The sequence below is a fragment of the Streptomyces sp. NPDC107538 genome (genome assembly GCF_055657445.1).
Genome location: NZ_JBVKAY010000002.1, coordinates 230,429 through 248,159, shown reverse-complemented (window position 1 = coordinate 248,159; position 17,731 = coordinate 230,429). Strand labels below are relative to the sequence as shown.

17 protein-coding genes and 2 tRNA genes are annotated in these 17,731 nt (G+C 70.5%); 11 read left to right on the top strand and 8 right to left on the bottom strand.

Features of this window, described 5'->3' with window-relative positions; all coding sequences use genetic code 11:
• Complete coding sequence (locus tag ACZ7MG_RS07000) at positions 1 to 678, top strand: AIM24 family protein (protein WP_471387629.1); 678 nt, start codon at positions 1 to 3, stop codon at positions 676 to 678.
• Positions 679 to 705: 27 nt separating this feature from the next.
• Positions 706 to 1,458, top strand: coding sequence for an AIM24 family protein (locus tag ACZ7MG_RS06995; RefSeq protein ID WP_471387627.1), 753 nt, complete (start codon positions 706 to 708; stop codon positions 1,456 to 1,458).
• Positions 1,459 to 1,597: 139 nt separating this feature from the next.
• Here the strand turns inward: ACZ7MG_RS06995 and ACZ7MG_RS06990 are convergent, their stop codons facing one another.
• A complete protein-coding gene (locus tag ACZ7MG_RS06990; protein ID WP_471387624.1) occupies positions 1,598 to 2,113 on the bottom strand; it encodes an NUDIX hydrolase in 516 nt (171 codons plus the stop codon).
• Positions 2,110 to 3,525: a zinc-dependent metalloprotease gene (locus ACZ7MG_RS06985; RefSeq protein WP_471387622.1), complete on the bottom strand. Its 1,416-nt coding sequence runs from the start codon at positions 3,523 to 3,525 to the stop codon at positions 2,110 to 2,112. Before ACZ7MG_RS06985 ends, ACZ7MG_RS06990 begins: the two co-directional genes overlap by 4 nt.
• Before the next feature lie 190 nt (positions 3,526 to 3,715).
• Between ACZ7MG_RS06985 and ACZ7MG_RS06980 the strand changes: the two genes are divergently transcribed.
• From ACZ7MG_RS06980 to ACZ7MG_RS06965, 4 genes are all read left to right on the top strand, one after another.
• Entirely contained in the window at positions 3,716 to 4,828 is a 1,113-nt protein-coding gene (locus ACZ7MG_RS06980) for an SDR family oxidoreductase (protein ID WP_471387620.1), read from the top strand.
• Positions 4,829 to 4,877: 49 nt separating this feature from the next.
• Positions 4,878 to 5,339, top strand: a complete 462-nt coding sequence (locus tag ACZ7MG_RS06975; protein WP_471387618.1) for a molybdenum cofactor biosynthesis protein MoaE — start codon at positions 4,878 to 4,880, stop codon at positions 5,337 to 5,339.
• Between the two features lie 74 nt (positions 5,340 to 5,413).
• Entirely contained in the window at positions 5,414 to 5,635 is a 222-nt protein-coding gene (locus tag ACZ7MG_RS06970; protein ID WP_471946126.1) for a hypothetical protein, read from the top strand.
• Between the two features lie 71 nt (positions 5,636 to 5,706).
• Positions 5,707 to 6,804, top strand: a complete 1,098-nt coding sequence (locus tag ACZ7MG_RS06965) for a YlbL family protein (RefSeq protein WP_471387613.1) — start codon at positions 5,707 to 5,709, stop codon at positions 6,802 to 6,804.
• Positions 6,805 to 6,898: 94 nt separating this feature from the next.
• On the opposite strand, the gene ACZ7MG_RS06960 is transcribed toward ACZ7MG_RS06965, so the two are convergent.
• Positions 6,899 to 7,441: a PPA1309 family protein gene (locus ACZ7MG_RS06960; protein ID WP_471387610.1), complete on the bottom strand. Its 543-nt coding sequence runs from the start codon at positions 7,439 to 7,441 to the stop codon at positions 6,899 to 6,901.
• Between the two features lie 163 nt (positions 7,442 to 7,604).
• On the opposite strand from ACZ7MG_RS06960, the gene ACZ7MG_RS06955 reads away from it, so the two are divergent.
• The 4 genes from ACZ7MG_RS06955 to ACZ7MG_RS06940 all read left to right on the top strand — a co-directional run bounded on the left by ACZ7MG_RS06955 (position 7,605) and on the right by ACZ7MG_RS06940 (position 13,124).
• Positions 7,605 to 10,538 carry a UPF0182 family membrane protein gene (locus ACZ7MG_RS06955; RefSeq protein ID WP_471388271.1) on the top strand — a complete coding sequence of 978 codons (2,934 nt, stop codon included), beginning with the start codon at positions 7,605 to 7,607 and terminating at the stop codon, positions 10,536 to 10,538.
• Between the two features lie 44 nt (positions 10,539 to 10,582).
• Positions 10,583 to 10,656 (top strand) — tRNA-Met (locus tag ACZ7MG_RS06950).
• A gap of 172 nt (positions 10,657 to 10,828) precedes the next feature.
• The gene (locus tag ACZ7MG_RS06945; protein ID WP_471387608.1) at positions 10,829 to 12,829 is read left to right on the top strand and encodes a tetratricopeptide repeat protein; all 2,001 of its coding nucleotides are present in this window, start codon (positions 10,829 to 10,831) and stop codon (positions 12,827 to 12,829) included.
• 221 nt (positions 12,830 to 13,050) lie between these two features.
• A tRNA-Met gene (locus ACZ7MG_RS06940) sits at positions 13,051 to 13,124 on the top strand.
• An 81-nt stretch (positions 13,125 to 13,205) separates the two neighbouring features.
• On the opposite strand, the gene ACZ7MG_RS06935 is transcribed toward ACZ7MG_RS06940, so the two are convergent.
• The 3 genes from ACZ7MG_RS06935 to hisN form a co-directional block, all read right to left on the bottom strand.
• A complete protein-coding gene (locus ACZ7MG_RS06935) occupies positions 13,206 to 13,622 on the bottom strand; it encodes a Fur family transcriptional regulator (protein ID WP_471387605.1) in 417 nt (138 codons plus the stop codon).
• A gap of 218 nt (positions 13,623 to 13,840) precedes the next feature.
• The gene (locus ACZ7MG_RS06930; RefSeq protein ID WP_471387602.1) at positions 13,841 to 14,233 is read right to left on the bottom strand and encodes a CBS domain-containing protein; all 393 of its coding nucleotides are present in this window, start codon (positions 14,231 to 14,233) and stop codon (positions 13,841 to 13,843) included.
• A 189-nt stretch (positions 14,234 to 14,422) separates the two neighbouring features.
• The gene (gene hisN / locus ACZ7MG_RS06925; protein ID WP_471387599.1) at positions 14,423 to 15,223 is read right to left on the bottom strand and encodes a histidinol-phosphatase; all 801 of its coding nucleotides are present in this window, start codon (positions 15,221 to 15,223) and stop codon (positions 14,423 to 14,425) included.
• A gap of 369 nt (positions 15,224 to 15,592) precedes the next feature.
• Here hisN and ACZ7MG_RS06920 point away from each other — a divergent pair, with 369 nt between their 5' ends.
• Positions 15,593 to 16,219, top strand: a complete 627-nt coding sequence (locus tag ACZ7MG_RS06920; protein WP_471387596.1) for a TetR/AcrR family transcriptional regulator — start codon at positions 15,593 to 15,595, stop codon at positions 16,217 to 16,219.
• A gap of 27 nt (positions 16,220 to 16,246) precedes the next feature.
• Here ACZ7MG_RS06920 and ACZ7MG_RS06915 read toward each other — a convergent pair whose 3' ends face one another.
• Positions 16,247 to 16,570 carry a DMT family transporter gene (locus tag ACZ7MG_RS06915; protein ID WP_200304996.1) on the bottom strand — a complete coding sequence of 108 codons (324 nt, stop codon included), beginning with the start codon at positions 16,568 to 16,570 and terminating at the stop codon, positions 16,247 to 16,249.
• A gap of 141 nt (positions 16,571 to 16,711) precedes the next feature.
• On the bottom strand, positions 16,712 to 17,725 hold the full coding sequence (gene rsgA / locus ACZ7MG_RS06910; protein ID WP_471387593.1) for a ribosome small subunit-dependent GTPase A: 1,014 nt from the start codon (positions 17,723 to 17,725) through the stop codon (positions 16,712 to 16,714).
• Positions 17,726 to 17,731 lie beyond the last annotated feature (6 nt).

The window sequence follows — 17,731 nt, the reverse complement described above, 5'->3', positions numbered from 1 at the left end:
ATGGACCTCCAGACACTCAACGCGCACCGCTCCGCCTCCACCGGCGTCCGCATGAGCGTGCACAGCTCCAAGATGCTCAAGGTCACCATGGTCACCGGCCAGGACCTCCTGGCCAAGGCCGGCTCGATGATCGCGTACGACGGCTATGTGCAGTTCGACGGCCCGCCCGCCACGCTGCGGCGCAGCGCGGAGGAGATGGTGACCGGCGAGGGCGGCAAGCTGATGCTCTGCCGGGGCGACGGGGAGCTGTACCTCGCCGACTACGGCGGTGACGTCCTCATCCTCCACCTGAACAACGAGGCGCTGTCCGTCAACGGCCCGACCCTGCTGGCCTGCGACGCCTCGCTCCAGCTCACCATCGAGCCGGTCAAGGGCCTCGCCAAGCTGTCCGGCTCGGGTCTCACCAACCTGGTGATCCGGGGCACCGGATGGGTCGCCCTGGTCAGCCGGGGCGTGCCGATCTCCCTGGACTGCGGCGAACGGGAGACATATGTCGACCCGGACGCGCTGATCGCCTGGACCGACGGCCTCGACATGAAGGCCCGCCGCACCATCAAGGCCGGCGCGCTCATCGGCCGGGGCAGCGGGGAAGCGTTCCAGATCGGGTTCAAGGGGCAGGGCTTCGTCGTCGTCCAGCCCAGCGAGGACACCGGCGACCGTTTCAAGATCCGTGGCTGACCGGGACCGAGAGGAGAACACCGCACCATGCACAGCACACTCTTCGCGCACATCCCGGTGAACCACACCGAGCGCTACACACTGCAGAACCCGCAGCTGCTGAAGACCGACGTCACCATGGGCAGCAGCCCCGTCCTGGCCCGCCAGGGCGCCATGGTCGCCTTCGAGGGGCAGGTCGAGTTCGACAGTCAGTACCGCAACCGCAGCTGGCGCAACGCCGAGCGGATGACCGGCGAGCGGCTCGAACTCATGCGCTGCAAGGGCAACGGGATCGTGTATCTCGCCAACTTCGCGCAGTACCTGCACATCATGGAGGTCGGTCGTGGCATCACCGTCGACTCCTCCGCCGTCCTCGCCTTCGACGGCTCCCTGAACGTCGGCATCGTCGCCGTGGACAGCGCCGTGGAGGTGGCCTCGGCTGGGGCGTACAACCTGGAGCTGTCCGGTGGCGGCAAGATCGTCCTGATGACCTCGGGCCCGCCGCTCGCCCTCGAAGTGACGCCGGAGAAGAACATCTGCGTCGACTCGGACGCCGTCATCGCCTGGTCCACCTCGCTGCGTACACAGCTCCAGGCGCCGACCTCCACCTCCGCCGTGTGGCGCCGCCGGGGCTCCACCGGGGAGGGCTGGGAGATGCACTTCGGGGGCCAGGGACATGTCCTGGTGCAGCCCAGCGAGCTGCTCCCGCCGCAGCACCTGCGTACGTCCGGCGTCCTCGGACAGTTCGGCATGGGCGGCGGCGGCCTGAGCGGAAACTCCCTCGGGGGCAGCCGCAACTGATCAGCCGCTGGGGGCACATGGGTAAGGGGCGTCCGCCATTGCGGACGCCCCTTACCGCGTTCGTCCCCCCGGTGGGGGCCTGCCCACCGTCCGTCGGCGTCATGCCGGCAGACCGCCGCCCTCACGCGAAAGAGCGAGCTCAGAGTCGCGCCCGTGTGGCCTCCAGTAGGCGTACGACCGAGTCGTCGGCCACCGTCGCGACCTCGTCGTAGGCGAACCAGCGCAGATCGAGGGACTCGTCGCTGATCGCCTCCTCGGCGCCGGAGGGGGCGAGGGCCGCGTACTGGACGTCCAGGTGCCAGGCGCACGGGGTGTGATGGCGGTCGAGGCGGACCGGGCCGCCCGGCAGGAGCGTCAGGCCGGCGATGCCGGACTCCTCCGTGGCCTCGCGGAGGGCGGAGCCCGCGAGGGTGGTGTCCTCGGGCTCGCAGTGGCCGCCCATCTGGAGCCACATCCGCAGCTTCTTGTGCAGGGTGAGCAGCACCCGGCCGCGCTCGGGGTCGATCACCAGTCCGCTCGCCGTGATGTGTCCGGCACCGCACGCCTTCCACATGCCGTCCGGGTGGGCCGCGAGGTGGTCGAGATACGCCTGACGCAGCTCGGCCTGGTCCTCGTAGCCCTTGAGTACGAGGACCGCGTCGTCGTGCAGGCTCACTCGGTGTCGTCGTCCTTCTTCTTCAGGTCGGGCTTCTCGGTGGAGCCGCCAGCGGCCTCGCCGAGCATCTTGTCCAGCTCGGAGAAGTCCAGCTGCTCGCGGTGGACGAAGCCGTCCGGGTCGTCCAGGTCGGAGGCGGTGGGCAGCATGTCGGGGTGGGCCCACAGGGCGTCGCGGCCGTCGACACCGCGCGCGTCCGCGAGGGACGCCCACAGACGGGAGGCGTCGCGCAGTCGGCGAGGACGCAGCTCCAGGCCGATCAGCGTGGCGAAGGTCTGCTCCGCCGGGCCACCCGTGGCGCGGCGGCGGCGCAGGGTCTCGCGCAGCGCGTCAGCGGACGACAGACGCGGTTTCGCGGCGGCGTGCACCACCGCGTCCACCCAGCCCTCCACCAGCGCCAGAGCGGTCTCCAGGCGGGCCAGGGCGGCCTTCTGCGCCGGGGTGTCCTCCGGCTGGAACATGCCCTGCTGGAGCGCCTGCTGCAGCTCCTCGGGGTTCTGCGGGTCGAACTGGCCGACCACGTCCTCCAGCTTGGCCGTGTCGACCTTGATCCCGCGCGCGTAGCCCTCGACCGCGCCGAACAGGTGCGAGCGCAGCCACGGTACGTGGGCGAAGAGCCGCTGGTGGGCGGCCTCGCGCAGGGCCAGGTAGAGGCGTACCTCCTCCTTGCCGATGCCCAGGTCCTTGCCGAAGGCGTCCACGTTGATCGGCAGCAGCGCGGCCTTGCCGGCCGGGCCGAGCGGCAGGCCGACGTCGGTGGAGCCGACGACCTCGCCCGCGAGCACGCCCACGGCCTGCCCGATCTGCTGGCCGAACATGGCGCCGCCCATCGACTTCATCATGCCGATCAGCGGGCCGGCCATGGCCTGCATCTCCTCCGGCAGGATGTCGCCCATGGCGCCGCCGACCCGCTCGGCCACCGGGTCGACGAGCTCCTTCCAGGCGGGCAGGGTGGCCTCCACCCACTCCGCGCGGCTCCACGCCACGGCGGAGCCCGCGCCGGACGGCAGGGACGTCACGTCGTCGAGCCACAGGTCGGCCAGGCGGACGGCCTCCTCGACGGCGGTGCGGTCGGCGGGGCCGACGCTCGCGTCCTTCGTGCCGTCTGCGGTGCCCTGGGCGACCGTCTGGCGGGCGATCTGCTTGGCCATGTCCCAGTTCACCGGGCCGCCCTCGTACGAGAGCATCTGGCCCAGCTGCTGGAAGGCGGCGCCCAGGTCGTTGGGGTTCATGGAACCGAACATCGCGGCGAACGGATTGTCGGCGCCGGGGCCGCCGGCCCCGGGAAACCCGAAGCCGAACGGGTTGGCCGGTCCCTGACCACCACCGCTCTCCTGGTCCTTCTTCTTGCCCTCGTCGCCGTCGTCCGGCTCCTCCGGCGGAAGGCCGAATCCGAATGGGGTGTCACTCACGGGATTCCTCGGCTGATAGGGCCATCGGTTTTCTCCGACGGCACGGCTGCCCGAACACCACCCAGCGTAGACACCACGGCGGGTTAAGGCCTCGGTGCTCCGCCGACCGAAGGCCTGCGGCAGGATGGATGCCACCTGGTACGTACGCGTCACCCGCGTTCGTACTGAAGACAACCGCTGGAGACGCCCGGTGAGTTCCCCAGATCCACAGGTTCGCGCAGCGCGAAACCACTCAACCAGTCCCGCCGTGCGCGGGCCCGTCGTCGCGGTCACCGGTGCCGCGTCCGGGGTAGGAGCGCTGCTCACCGAGCGGCTCGCCGAGTCCGACGAGATCCGGCAGGTCGTCGCCATCGACGAGCGGCGCGGGGAGTGCGCCGCCGCGCAGTGGCACATCCTGGACGTGCGGGACCCGGCGATCGCCGAGAAGCTGCGCGGCGCGGACGTCGTGGTGCACCTCGCCGTCGACCTCGACCTGGGCACGGACTCGGCTGCCCGCAGCGCGTACAACGTGCGCGGTACGCAGACCGTGCTCACGGCCGCCGCAGCGGCCGGCGTGCACCGGGTCGTGCTCTGCACGTCGGCGATGGTCTACGGGGCGCTGCCCGAGAACGAGCTGCCGCTCTCGGAGGACGCCGAGCTGCGGGCGACCGCCGAGGCCACCGGGGTCGGCGACCTGCTGGAGATCGAGCGGCTCGCGCGCCGGGCGCCGCGCGCCCATCCGGGCCTCAATGTCACCGTCGTGCGCCCCGCGACCCTCGTCGGGGGCACGGACACGGCGCTGACCAGGTACTTCGAGTCGCCTCGGCTGCTGGTGGTGGCCGGGTCGCGGCCCGCCTGGCAGTTCTGTCATGTCGAGGATCTGTGCGGGGCGCTGGAGTACGCCGTGCTGGAGAAGGTCGACGGGGAGCTGGCCGTCGGGTGCGAGGGGTGGCTGGAGCAGGAGGAGGTCGAGGAGCTCAGCGGGATCCGGCGCATGGAACTGCCGTCCGCGGTGGCTCTCGGGGCCGCCGCCCGGCTGCACCGGATCGGGCTGACGCCTTCGCCGGCCGGGGATCTCGCCTACACGATGTACCCGTGGGTCGTCAGCGGGAGCCGGTTGCACGACGCCGGGTGGCGGCCGCAGTGGACGAACGAGGAGGTCCTCGCGGAGCTGCTGGAGGAGGTCGCCGGGCGGCACACCGTGGCCGGGCGGCGGCTGGGGCGCAAGGACGCGACGGCGGCGGGTGCGGCCGGTGCGACGGTCGCGCTGCTGGGTACGGCGGCGTTGGTGCGGCGGGCGCGGAAGGCTCGGGGCAGGCGTTGAGCCGAGGGGCCTTCGCCGGTGAGGGGCGCGGGTGGGGCACGATAGGGATATGGCTGTGAATGAGGATCACCCTGGTGAGCAGGGGGCCGTGGAGCCCGTCAAGTTGATCGGGATTCGGGAGACAGCGCTTTCCCTGGACGAGGTGTTCCGGGCGGTCGGGGACGACGCGGCCGGGGGGACCGCGCTGTTCGTGGGGACCGTGCGGAACCACGACGGGGGAGCCGATGTCGACGAGCTCGGCTATTCGTGTCACCCGACGGCCGAGGCCGAGATGCGGCGGATCGCGGAGAAGGTGGTCGCCGACTACCCGGTGCGGGCGCTCGCGGCCGTGCACCGGGTGGGAAACCTGAAGGTCGGGGACCTGGCCGTGGTCGTCGCGGTGTCCTGTCCGCACCGGGGCGAGGCCTTCGAGGCGTGCCGGAAACTGATCGACGATCTCAAGCACGAAGTGCCCATCTGGAAGCACCAGAAGTTCTCCGACGGGACGGAGGAATGGGTGGGGGCCTGCTGAGGCCGTGACCGGAAAACGCCCCCGCGCGTTCCGGTTGCGTAACCCGCCCCCCGGCGCGAGCGTTGACGGAGCGGATGGATAATCTGCTGATCAGTCAGATGTGGTTGCTTGATAGGGGTTGGGAGGCCGGCATGGCGGCGCTCGCCTGGTTGCTGATTCCACTTGTGGCGGCGATCGGTGCCGGACTGTGGGGTGGCTGGGCCAGCCGGAACCGCAAGAGCATCGAGGACGGCACCGAACTCGCGGGCTACTCCCGCTTCCGTGAGGCCATGGAGCGGTCCCACACGGGCGGCTGACCACACCCGCCGTCGCCCCGGACGGACGGCCCCGACGGTGCACTGACAGGCCTGTCCCGTACTGTCGTTCCATGCCACGCCGCACCGCGACGATGCTCGCCTCCACCCTGATGCTGATCGCGCTCCTGTGCGCGGGTGTGATCATCCCCGTGCCCTATTCGGAGATGTCGCCGGGGCCGACGGTGAACACGCTCGGGGAGCACGACGGCGAGCCGGTGCTGCAGATCTCCGGGCGCAAGACGTACGCCACGACCGGTCACCTCAACATGACCACGGTCCGTGTCACCAGCGCCGACTACCGGATGAACCTCGTCGAGGCGGTGTACGGCTGGCTGGCACACGACAACAAGGTCGTGCCGCACGACACGCTCTACCCGGACGGCAAGACCGAGGAGCAGTCGACCCAGGAGAACGCCGAGGAGTTCAGCCAGTCCCAGGAGAGCGCCAAGGTCGCGGCGCTGAAGGAACTGGGCGTCCCGGTGAAGTCCTGGGTGATCGTCTCCACCGTCCTCAAGGACTCCCCGGCCGAGGGCAAGCTGCACGCCGGTGATGTGATCAAGTCCGTCGACGGTACGGCGGTGAAGGCGCCCGAGGACGTGGCGAAACTGGTCACCCAGCACAAGCCCGGCGAGGACGTCGACTTCGTCATCGTGCCCGCCAAGGCGCAGGCCGCCGCCGAGAAGGCGAACCGGACGGCGACCGAGACCGAGAAGGTCACGATCACCACGGCCAAGTCCGACGACACCGGCGAGGAGCGGGCGATCGTCGGCATCTCCGCCGGGACCGACCACACCTTCCCCTTCACCATCGACATCAAGCTCGCCGACGTCGGCGGCCCGAGCGCCGGACTGATGTTCGCCCTCGGGATCTACGACAAGCTCACCCCCGGCAATCTGACGGGCGGCAAGTTCGTGGCCGGCACCGGCACCATCGACGACGAGGGCAAGGTCGGCCCCATCGGCGGCATCGAGATGAAGACGGTCGGCGCGCGCGACAAGGGCGCCGAGTACTTCCTGACGCCCAAGGACAACTGCGCCGCGGCCGCCAAGGACACCCCCGGCGGACTCACCCTCGTCAAGGTCGACACCATCGAGGACGCGCTGGGCGCGCTGAAGGACATCCGCTCCGGCGACACCGCCGACCTGCCGAAGTGCACCACCAAGGGCTGACAGGCGCACGGGACGGCGTACGCGCGCGTGGGGGCGCCCTCGAAAGCGGAGGGCGCCCCCATCGTCGTACATACGGAGATCAGTGGTACGGAAATCAGTCCACGAAGGTCGCGGACAGGGCCTCGGCCAGGCCCGGGACCAGTTCGGGGCCGGTGAGAACCTCGGTCGGGGTGTCCTTCTCGCGCAGGCGCAGGGCCGAGTCGCGGGAGCCGTCGCGCAGGACCGCGACCGTCATCCGGACCTCCTGGCGGTCCGGGTGGGAGGCGACCCACTTGGCGAGACGGGCACCGTCGAGGTTCTCGGGGACGGACGCCTCGGCGGACGGCGGCAGCATCAGCCGCTCCACGGTCAGCGCGCAGCCGACCACCGCGTCGGGCCAGGCGATGGTGCCGAGGAAGTCGTCCAGCGCCTTGCCGGCGGGGATCTCGTCCTGCTCGATCGGGGTGAGACCGGCGGTCTCGGACTCGTCCTGGAGGCCGAGCTGCGCCGCGAGGGCGGGTTCCTGGGTCCGCAGACGCGCGGTATCCACGAGGGCGAAGAGGCGAGCGGGCTGGTCCCAGCCGAGGCCCGAGGCGTACTCGTCGATCTCGAGCACCGCCCGGGTGAGGGGGTTCGCTGCCATGGGAGTGTTGGACATGGTCACAATCCTGCCTCGTTCGTTCCCGGAAGCGGGAACCGAGTAAAGCGTGAGTAAGTTGCATAGGTGAGGCCCCTGCGATCACGGGGCCCGCTGGCGGGTCCGTAGACGCGGGCCTGACGTATCGACAGCGAACTTCGAGGTGCGCACCTTGGCTTTCCAGATGCCGGACCGCGGCGGAGGCCCGACGGGGCCGCGGATCAGAGTGGGCCGACCGTCCCGACGTGTCCGGACACTGCTCATGACGCTGGGCGTCCTTGCCGTCCTCGGCATGGCGTTCGTCATGTTCGCGGGGTTCTGGACGGACTGGCTCTGGTACCGGTCGGTGAAGTATTCGTCCGTCTTCACCACCACACTCTGGACGAAGATCGGTCTCTTCTTCGTCTTCGGTCTGCTGATGTCGGCCTCGGTCGGCTTCAACATCTGGCTGGCGCACCGGCTGCGACCGCCGCTGAGCGCCATGTCGATGGAGCAGCAGAGCCTCGACCGGTACCGCATGGGCATCGCGCCCTACAAGAAGTGGCTGCTGCTCGGGATCACCTCCCTGGTGGGCCTGATCGCCGGCGCCTCCGCCTCCGGGCAGTGGCGCACCTGGCTGATGTGGGTCAACGGGGTGTCGTTCGGACAGAAGGACCCCCAGTTCCACCTGGACGTCTCCTTCTACGCCTTCGACCTGCCCTGGTACCGATTCCTGCTCGGCTTCGGCTTCGCCGCCGCCGTGCTCTCGGTGATCGCCGCCGCGCTCACGCACTACCTGTACGGCGGCCTCAGGGTCACCTCCCCGGGCGCGCGTGCCACCGCCGCGGCCACCGGACACCTGTCGGTGCTCCTCGGCATCTTCGTCACCCTGAAGGCGGTCGCGTACTGGCTCGACCGGTACGGACTCGCGGTGAAGTCCAGCGACTTCAAGGCGACCGGCAACTGGACGGGCCTCAGGTACGTCGACGCCAACGCCTATCTGCCGGCCAAGACCATCCTGTTCTGCATCGCCGCCATCTGCGCGCTGCTGTTCTTCGCCACCATCTGGCGGCGCACCTGGCAGCTGCCCGTCATCGGCTTCGGTCTGATGGTGCTCTCCGCGATCCTGATCGGCGGGCTGTACCCGGCGATCGTGCAGAAGTTCCAGGTCCAGCCGAACGAGCAGGCCAAGGAAGCGCCGTACGTCGAGAAGAACCTCTCGGCGACCCGGCAGGCCTACGGCATCGACGGGACCGAGGTCGAGGAGTACTCGGGTGTCAGCGACACCACGGACAAGAACAAGCTCCGTGCCGACGCCGACACCACGGCCAGCATCCGCATGCTCGACCCGAACATCGTCTCGCCGACGTTCCAGCAGCTCCAGCAGATGAGGAACTACTACGCGTTCCCCACGAACCTGGACGTCGACCGGTACAGCAATGAGGACGGCGCGGAGCAGGACACGGTCATCGGTCTGCGCGAGCTGAACCTCGCCGGCATCCCGAAGAACAACTGGATCAACGACCACTTCCGTTACACCCACGGCTACGGCGTGGTCGCCGCCAAGGGCACCGAGGCCACCTCCGGCGGCCGGCCGGTGTTCACCGAGTCCGACCTGCCGTCCAAGGGCGACCTGGGCAAGTACCAGCAGCGGGTCTACTACGGCGAGAAGACCACCCAGTACTCGATCGTCGGCGGTCCCCAGAAGGAGATCGACTACTCCGACGACAGCGGTGAGAAGACCACCAGCTACAAGGGCGGCAGCGGGGTCAACCTCTCCAACCCGGTCAACCGGGCCGCGTACGCGGTGGCGTTCAACGAACCGCAGATCCTCTACTCCGGCGCCATCGGCGAGGGCTCGCGGATCCTGTACAACCGCACGCCCAAGGAGCGCGTCGAGGCGGTCGCCCCCTGGCTGACCATCGACGGCGACGCCTACCCGGCCGTCGTCGACGGGAAGATCCAGTGGATCGTCGACGCGTACACCACCACCAACGGCTACCCGTACGCCTCGCGCACCACCCTGGGCGACACCACGGCCGACTCGTTGACCGCGGACAACAGTCAGCGCGCGGTGGTGGCCCAGCAGAACCAGGTCAACTACATCCGCAACTCGGTGAAGGCGACCGTCGACGCGTACACGGGTCAGGTCAAGCTCTACCAGTGGGACACCCAGGACCCGGTCCTGAAGACCTGGATGAAGGCGTTCCCGGACACGGTGGAGCCGAAGACGGCGATCTCGAAGTCGCTGGAGGCCCATCTGCGGTACCCGCAGGACCTGTTCAAGGTCCAGCGCGAGCTGCTGACGCGCTATCACGTGAAGGACGCCGAGACGTTCCTGAGCGGCAGCGAGGTGTGGCAGGTCCCGGACGACCCGACCAACACCTCGGGCAACGCGGTGCCGCCGTACTACCTGAGCATGAAGCTGCCGGGCCAGACGGCACAGGCGTTCTCGCTCACCACCACGCTCACGCCGAACGGCCGGGACAACCTCAGTGCCTTCGTGTCGGTCAACGCCGAGGCGGGCACCGAGGACTACGGCAAGATCAGAGTCCTGAAACTGCCGACCAGCGAACCGATCGACGGACCGAAACAGGTCCAGAGCCAGTTCAACTCCGAACAGGACATCGCCGAGACCATCAGCCTCCTCAAGAGAGGTGACTCACAGGTCGAGTACGGCAACCTCCTGACGGTCCCGCTCGACGGCGGACTGCTCTATGTGGAGCCCGTCTATGTGCGAGGCGGCGGGCTCAAGTACCCGCTGCTGCGCAAGGTGCTGGTCACCTACGGCGGCAACACGGCCTTCGAGGACACCCTCGACGAGGCGCTCAACAAGGTGTTCGAGACCGAGGGTTCACCCACTGAGCCACCGGTGGAGGACCCCGAAGAGGGCACCGACGAGCCACCCACGTCCGGTGATCCGACGGTCCAACAGGCCCTGCAGGAAGCCCAGAAGGCGTTCGACGAGGGGCAGCAGGCCCTCAAGGACGGCGACTGGGAGGCGTACGGCCGGGCCCAACAGGACCTGGAGGACGCGCTGAAGCGGGCCGAGGACGCACAGTCCAAGGCCGACGGGACCGGCGGCAGCGGCAGTGAGGACAGCGACCAGAGCGGCGACGGAGGCTCCGGAAGCGGCTGATGCAAGGCTCCGCCCCGCGCCGTGGTACGGTTGCAACGCAACGGCGCGGGGTGGAGCAGCTCGGTAGCTCGCTGGGCTCATAACCCAGAGGTCGCAGGTTCAAATCCTGTCCCCGCTACTGAAGTTGAAGGCCCGGATCCTCCAAAGGATCCGGGCCTTCGACGTGTTGTCCGGGGTGCTCGGGCACATCTGTGTTTGACTTGTCGCTCTGTGGGCATGTCGACAAAACGCTGTAGTGACCTCAATGGCTGCGGTATACCAGGTGTACCCAGGTTGCAGGTGGTGCGACGATGGACGTTATGGGGGACAAGGCAACTCTGTTGGAGACGGGGCGTTTTGCGCAGCCCGCCGACTTTGGGCTGTCTGCCGACCTTGTGGTGCCCGCGTCCGCTTCGTCGGCTGAGTCCGTGCAGGCCGCGGAGGAGGACGAGACGGGGGACGCCGTGGAGGAGGCGCGTCAGCGGCTCGCCGCCGAAGCCGGCGACGCCGAGGCGATGAGCGTCCTCGGATCCATGCTGCTGCGCCGCGGTGACCTCGACGGAGCCGAGCCCTATCTGCGGGGCGCCACCGCCGCCGGGGACCGTGCGGCCGCCAACAACCTCGGCGTTCTGCTGCACCAGCGCGGGTACGCCGACGACGCCGCCGGCTGGTGGCGGATCGCGGCCGTCGCCGGGTCCGCCGCCGCCGCGCACGCGCTCGGCCGGCACCACCGTGAGCGCGGCGACGAACCGGCCGCCGAGTACTGGCTGCGCCAGTCCGCCGAGCAGGGGCACGCGCTCGGCGCGTACGCCCTCGCCGACCTGTTGGAGCACCGCAGCGACGCCGCCGCCGAGCGCTGGATGCGGGTCGCCGCCGAGCGCGGCCACCGCGAGGCCGCGTACCGCCTCGCGCGGGCGCTCGACCAGCTCGCCGAGCAGGAGGAGCGCGCGGCCGTGCGCGAGGGGCGCCGGATCGCGCGCGCGGCGATCGAGATCGGCAGCGCGAGCCGTGAGGCCGCCCGCGAGGGCCGTCCCGTCGTACGGGAAGGCCGTGGCGCCGCCGTACGAGCGGCGGAGCCCGGTGGAGACAACGGTGTCGGGGGCGCCGCCGAGGAGGCCGAGCAGTGGTACCGCCAGGCCGCCGCGCGCGGGCACCGGCGGGCCGCGCTGCACCTCGGGGCGATCCTGGAGCGGCGTGGGGAGCTGAAGGAGGCCGGCCGCTGGTATCTGACCTCGGCCAAGGACGGCGAGCCCCGGGCCGCGTGCGCCCTCGGGTTCCTGCTGCGGGACGCGGGCGACACCGAGAGCGCGGCCGTGTGGTGGCTGAGGGCCGCCCAGGACGGCAACGGCAACGCGGCGAACGCGCTGGGCGCGCTGCACGCCGAACGCGGTGAGACCCAGACCGCCGAGCGGTGGTACCGGGCGGCGATGGACGCCGGTGACGTCAACGGCGCGTACAACCTCGGGCTGCTCTGCGCCGAGCAGGGGCGGACGGCGCAGGCCGAGCAGTGGTACCGGCGTGCCGCGTACGCCGGGCACCGGGAGGCGGCGAACGCGCTGGCCATCCTGCTGCTGCAGGTCGGGGACGCGTCCGGGGCCGAGCCGTGGTTCTCCAAGGCCGCCGAGGCCGGCAGCGTGGACGCCGCCTTCAACCTGGGCATCCTGTTCGCCGGCCGTGGCGACGACGCGACGGCGCTCGTCTGGTACGAGCGCGCGGCCGCCGCCGGGCACACGGAGGCGGCGCTCCAGGTCGCCATCGCGCGGCTGCGGGACGGCGACGAGCGGGCCGCCGAGCGGCATCTGCGGTGTGCCGCCGGCGGGGGCAGCGCGGAGGCCGCGTACCGGCTGGCCGCCGTGCTCGACGCGCGCCGTCCGCCCGCGCCCGCGCATGAGCTGGGGGAGCCGGTGCGGGAGAAGAACGAGTGCGAGGAGTGGTACGAGAGAGCCGCGTCGCAGGGGCATCGGCGGGCGCAGGTCCGGGTCGGGATGCTGGCGGCGGGGCGGGGGGACGTCGTCGAGGCGGCTCGGTGGTACCGGGTCGCGGCGGAGTCCGGGTCGCGGAACGGGGCGTTCAATCTGGGGCTGCTGCTGGCTCGGGAGGGGAGTGAACCGGAGGCCGCGGTGTGGTGGGCCCGGGCCGCCGACGCGGGGCATGGGCGGGCGGCGTTGCGGCTCGCCCTCGTCTACGCGCGTCGGGGGGAGCTGGTGGAGGGGAAGCGGTGGGCCGATCGGGCTGTCGCGCTCGGGCCGGTGGAAGTCGCGGAGCGGGCCGCGCGGTTGCGGGACGCGTTGCGGGACGAGTTGTCGGCGTAGGCCTTCGGCGGGCTGGGGTGGTTCTGCGGCCCGGGGATTGCAAGGCGCCCGGGGTGGGTGCTGGGCGGGGCGGGGTTTCGCTCACCGGCGCTTGCCGGGTGCCGCTGCGCCCACCCGTGCCGCCCCAGCGGCACGATTGCCCGCAGCTAGGGGGGCAGATAGAGCGGCGATTAATGGATTTGCGCTGGTCGATGGCCGTGACGTAGTGTTCTGTTCATCGACGCGGGGTGGAGCAGCTCGGTAGCTCGCTGGGCTCATAACCCAGAGGTCGCAGGTTCAAATCCTGTCCCCGCTACTGAAGGCCTAGGGCCCGGAACCGATCAGGTTCCGGGCCCTAGGTGTGTTCTGAGGTGAGCGACGAGCCCCTGGGGAGGGGCTACGCCGACGTGCAGGTCGGGCAGACGCCTCGGTAGGTGACCTCGACGTCCGAGACGGTGAAGCCGAAGCGCTCGGAGGAGGGGAGGTCGGCCAGGGGGTTGCCCGTGGGGTGGACGTCGCGGATCGTGCCGCAGCGGGCACAGACCAGGTGGTGGTGCGGGCGGTGCGCGTTGGGGTCGTACCGCTTGGCGCGCCTGTCCGTGGCGACCTCCAGCACCTCGCCGAGGGAGACCAGCTCACCCAGGGTGTTGTAGACGGTCGCCCGGGAGATCTCGGGCAGCTTGGCGACAGCGCGCACGTGTACCTCGTCGGCCGTCAGATGGACGTGTTCGCCGTCGAGGACCTCGGCCACGACGCGCCGCTGCGCGGTCATACGCCAGCCGCGTCCGCGCAGCCGCTCCAGAAGGTCACTCATACCGGTCAGCGTAACAGCAGGTGGAGACAGATCCTGAACAGGTGTGACTTTGGATCTGGACTTGATATGGATTTAGTCCAGTGTAGGATCGGGTGCGATCAACTGAGGCTTCGGCAAGCGCCCGCAGGCCGCCGTCCAGGACCTGTGCGGCTGACCGGGGTTGGACCGCTTGCCGTCGGGGACGGGCCGGGATCTCGTACGAGAACCCGGCCCGTTCGCTATGCCGTCGCGTGCTGTCGGGCCGGGACCCAGCAGCGGATGATGTCGCGGACCGAGACGATGCCGATGGGGGCGCCCCGGTCGAGGACGATCAGATGGCGGAAACCGCCGTGGGTCATGGCGCGGGCCGCTTCCTCCAGGGTCCAGGACGGCGCCGCGAACACGACGTCGTTGGTGGTGTGGGCGTGGGTCCGCTCGGCGTCCGGGTTCTGGCCCAGGCCTACGGAGTTGAGGACGTCGCGTTCGGTCAGGATGCCGAGTCCGCCGGCGTCCGGGTCGAGGACCACGGCCGCGCCGATCCGGCGAGCCGACATCAGGGCGGCGGCCTGGCGGAGGGTGTGATCGGGGCCGATGGTGAGGACCACTGTGCTCATGGCGTCGCGGACGAGCATGGAGTTCAGCCACCTCCTAGGGAATCCGGTGAACGGCTGGGCAGCTAGTTCAAGGATTCACAAGTTCACAAGTGGGGGAACTCTCAATGTGGCAGGTAAAGCGGAGGTCAACAAGGGGGCGTGCGTGGTCAGTTCGGGGCGCCCCGGGATCACTCGGGGGCCCCGTACGCATCGAGGGGCGCCGTTCGTTCAGTAACGCTGGGTCAGGTATCCCAGCAGTTCGTCGTGGAGCAGGCCGTTCGAGGCCGCCGCGTTGCCGCTGTGCGGGCCGGGGCGGCCGTCGAGGCCGGTGAAGCGGCCGCCGGCCTCGGTGACGATGATCGCGTTGGCGGCCATGTCCCAGAGGGACAGCTCGGGTTCGGCGCAGATGTCCACGGAACCCTCGGCGACCATCATGTACGGCCAGAAGTCGCCGTACGCGCGCGTGCGCCACACCTCGCGGGTCAGGTCCAGGAAGCCGCCCAGGTGGCCTCGCTCCTCCCAGCCGCTGAGGGAGGAGTACGCGAAGGAGGCGTCCGAGAGTTCGGCGACGCGGGAGACGTGCAGGCGGGAGGCGGAGCTGAGGCTGCGGCCGGTGAAGGCGCCGTGGCCCTTCGCGGCCCACCAACGGCGGCCCAGCGCGGGGGCGGAGACGACACCGACGACGGGCTGGTAGCCGCCCTCGGCCGCTTCCATCAGGGAGATCAGGGTGGCCCAGACGGGGACGCCGCGGACGTAGTTCTTGGTGCCGTCGATCGGGTCGACGACCCAGCGGCGGGGGCCGGTGCCGTCGAGGCCGAACTCCTCGCCGAGGACGGCGTCGCGGGGGCGGGCGCGCTGGAGTTGGCCTCGGATCAGTTCCTCGGCGGCCTTGTCGGCCTCGCTCACCGGGGTCATGTCCGGCTTCGTCTCGACCTTCAGGTCGAGGGCCTTGAAGCGGGCCATGGTGGTCGCGTCGGCGGCGTCCGCGAGGACGTGGGCGAAGCGGAGGTCGTCGAGGTAGTCGGCCATGTGGCGAACGGTATCTGTCGAGGTCGGTGCGGGGCTAGCGGGGGCCGGGGGGCGGTTGGGGGTACGGGGTTGGGGGCGGCGGGGCTGTGGGGCGCCCGGGGGTGGTGCTGGGCGGGGCGGGGTTTCGCTCACCGGCGCTCGCCGGGTGCCGCCTGCGCCCACCCTCCCCCACTCTCGGCTTCGCTCGAGCGGGAGGTGCCCCCATCGCCCCAGCGGCACGATTGCCCGCAGTTTGGTGGGGCAGGGACGGGGAGGGGGCCGCGTGCGTTGGCTGGTGTGCGCCCCTGGGGGCCGCCGGGAACCCTTGACAGTGACTTGATGCGCGTCAAATCTGAGGGCCAGAGCCGCCCGCTCGCATTCAGGGAGGCGATGATGCCTGCAGCGCGGGAATCCTTGTTGGACGCCGCTTACACGGCGCTGGTGCGCCGGCCGTGGTCCGCCGTGCGCATGGTGGACGTGGCGGCGGTGGCCGGAGTGTCACGTCAGACGCTGTACAACGAGTTCGGCAGCAAGGAGGGGCTCGCCAGGGCCCTGGTCCGGAGGGAGGCGGACGGCTATCTGGCAGGCGTCGACCGGGCGCTGGCCGCCCACGCGGACCCCCGGGACCGGCTGGCCGCGACCGCCGAATGGACCGTGGCGGCCTCCCGGAACAACGCACTCGTTCGCGCCATGCTCACCGGCTGCTGGGGCGAGCGGCTGCCCGCGCCGACGCTCTCGGCGGTGCCCTCGTCCTCGGCCGTCCCCGCGCAGCGGCGCGCGGACGGACCGTTGCCCGCACCCACCGACTTCGTGGCCTTGGTGCGCGAGCGGGCCGTCGCCGTGCTCTCCGCGCCCGGCACCCCCAGGTCGGACACCGGGGAACTGGCCCGGTCCTGCGAACTCGCCGTACGGCTCGCCCTGTCGTGCGTGGCCGCGCCCCCGGGCGAGGGCGGCGTCACGGATCTCGTGCGGACGGCGCTGCCCCGCCAGTTGAGCCGGCCCCTCAACCACTTGTAGGGGGAGGGGGCGGGCAGTGGGGGCGAACTATTGGGCCGAGCCCGACAGTTGCAGGCCCACGACCCCCACGATCACCAGGCTGATCGAGACGATCTTCAGGGTCGACACGATGTCGCCGAGGAAGATCATCCCGTAGATCGCGGTGCCGGCCGCGCCGATGCCCGTCCAGACGGCATAGGCGGGGCCGACGTCGAGCTTTTTGAGGGAGAGGGTCAGCAGGCCGAAGCTGCCGAGCGCGAAGACGCAGAAGGCGACCGTGGGCCAGAGTCTGGTGAATCCGTGCGAGAGCTTCAGACAGACGGCGAACCCGGTCTCCAGAAGCCCCGCCACGACCACCAGCAGCCACGCCATGTCTCGTCCTCCCGTGTGCCCACGTTCCGTGACCGCTTCGTCTGTTCTCGGCTGATCTCGTCTGGTCTGGGTCCGACTCGGTGCGATTATGCACTTACCGGGTGGACGGGGGCGCAAACAACGCGGAGGTCAACCCGGAGGTCAGTCGCCTTCCCGCCGTTCGCGCGTCGCGAGGAGCCTGCGCAGAGAGTAAAGACGGGCCGGGTCCGCGTGCCCGTCCGCCACCCACTGGTCCAGTGCGCAGTCCTGCTCGTCGTGACTGCACGCGCGCGGACAGCCCTCCGTGCCCGGCACCAGGTCGGGGAAGGCGTTGATGACCCGGGACGGGTCGATGTGGGCGAGGCCGAAGGAGCGTACGCCGGGGGTGTCCACGACCCAGCCGCCGCCGGAGTCCGCGAGGGGGAGGGCGAGCGCCGAGGTCGTGGTGTGCCTGCCCCGGCCCGTCACCGCGTTGACGTGGCCCGTCGTACGGCGGCGGTCCTCGGGGACCAGGGCGTTCACCAAGGTCGTCTTGCCGACGCCCGAGTGGCCGACGAACGCCGTGACCTTACCCGCGAGGTGCGCGCGTACCCGGTCGGCGGCGCCGCCCGTCTCCAACTCCTCGCGGCTCGTCACGACGTACGGGATGTCGATGTCGCCGTACAGCTCCAGGAGTTTGTCGGCGGAGGCCAGGTCCGACTTGGTGAGCACGAGGAGGGGGGTGAGACCGCCGTCGTACGCGGCCACCAGGCAGCGGTCGATCAGCCGGGGGCGGGGTTCGGGGTCGGCGAGGGCCGTGACGACGGCGAGTTGGTCGGCGTTGGCGACGACGACGCGCTCGTACGGGTCGTCGTCGTCGGCCGTGCGGCGCAGCACCGACGTACGGTCGGCGATGCGGACGATGCGGGCGAGGGTGTCCTTCTTGCCGGAGAGGTCGCCGACGAGGGCGACGGTGTCGCCGACGACGGCGGCCTTGCGGCCCAGTTCACGGGCCTTCATCGCCATCACCACGCGGTCCTCGACCAGGCAGGTCAGCCGGCCGCGGTCGACGGTGAGGACCATGCCCTCGGCGGCGTCCTCGTGCTTGGGGCGGATGTGCGTGCGGGGACGGTTGCCCTTGCGGTTCGGGCGGCTGCGGATGTCGTCCTCGTCGGTGTGCTTGCCGTAACGGCGCATGATCCC

Coding starts and splice junctions, on each gene's coding strand:
- ACZ7MG_RS07000 (WP_471387629.1), top strand. CDS start 1: ATGGACCTCCAGACACTCAACGCGCACCGCTCCGCCTCCACCGGCGTC.
- ACZ7MG_RS06995 (WP_471387627.1), top strand. CDS start 706: ATGCACAGCACACTCTTCGCGCACATCCCGGTGAACCACACCGAGCGC.
- ACZ7MG_RS06975 (WP_471387618.1), top strand. CDS start 4,878: ATGGCTGTGAATGAGGATCACCCTGGTGAGCAGGGGGCCGTGGAGCCC.
- ACZ7MG_RS06970 (WP_471946126.1), top strand. CDS start 5,414: ATGGATAATCTGCTGATCAGTCAGATGTGGTTGCTTGATAGGGGTTGG.
- ACZ7MG_RS06965 (WP_471387613.1), top strand. CDS start 5,707: ATGCCACGCCGCACCGCGACGATGCTCGCCTCCACCCTGATGCTGATC.
- ACZ7MG_RS06960 (WP_471387610.1), bottom strand. CDS start 7,441: ATGTCCAACACTCCCATGGCAGCGAACCCCCTCACCCGGGCGGTGCTC.
- ACZ7MG_RS06955 (WP_471388271.1), top strand. CDS start 7,605: ATGCCGGACCGCGGCGGAGGCCCGACGGGGCCGCGGATCAGAGTGGGC.
- ACZ7MG_RS06945 (WP_471387608.1), top strand. CDS start 10,829: ATGGACGTTATGGGGGACAAGGCAACTCTGTTGGAGACGGGGCGTTTT.
- ACZ7MG_RS06935 (WP_471387605.1), bottom strand. CDS start 13,622: ATGAGTGACCTTCTGGAGCGGCTGCGCGGACGCGGCTGGCGTATGACC.
- ACZ7MG_RS06930 (WP_471387602.1), bottom strand. CDS start 14,233: ATGCTCGTCCGCGACGCCATGAGCACAGTGGTCCTCACCATCGGCCCC.
- hisN (WP_471387599.1), bottom strand. CDS start 15,223: ATGGCCGACTACCTCGACGACCTCCGCTTCGCCCACGTCCTCGCGGAC.
- ACZ7MG_RS06920 (WP_471387596.1), top strand. CDS start 15,593: ATGATGCCTGCAGCGCGGGAATCCTTGTTGGACGCCGCTTACACGGCG.
- ACZ7MG_RS06915 (WP_200304996.1), bottom strand. CDS start 16,570: ATGGCGTGGCTGCTGGTGGTCGTGGCGGGGCTTCTGGAGACCGGGTTC.
- rsgA (WP_471387593.1), bottom strand. CDS start 17,725: ATGCGCCGTTACGGCAAGCACACCGACGAGGACGACATCCGCAGCCGC.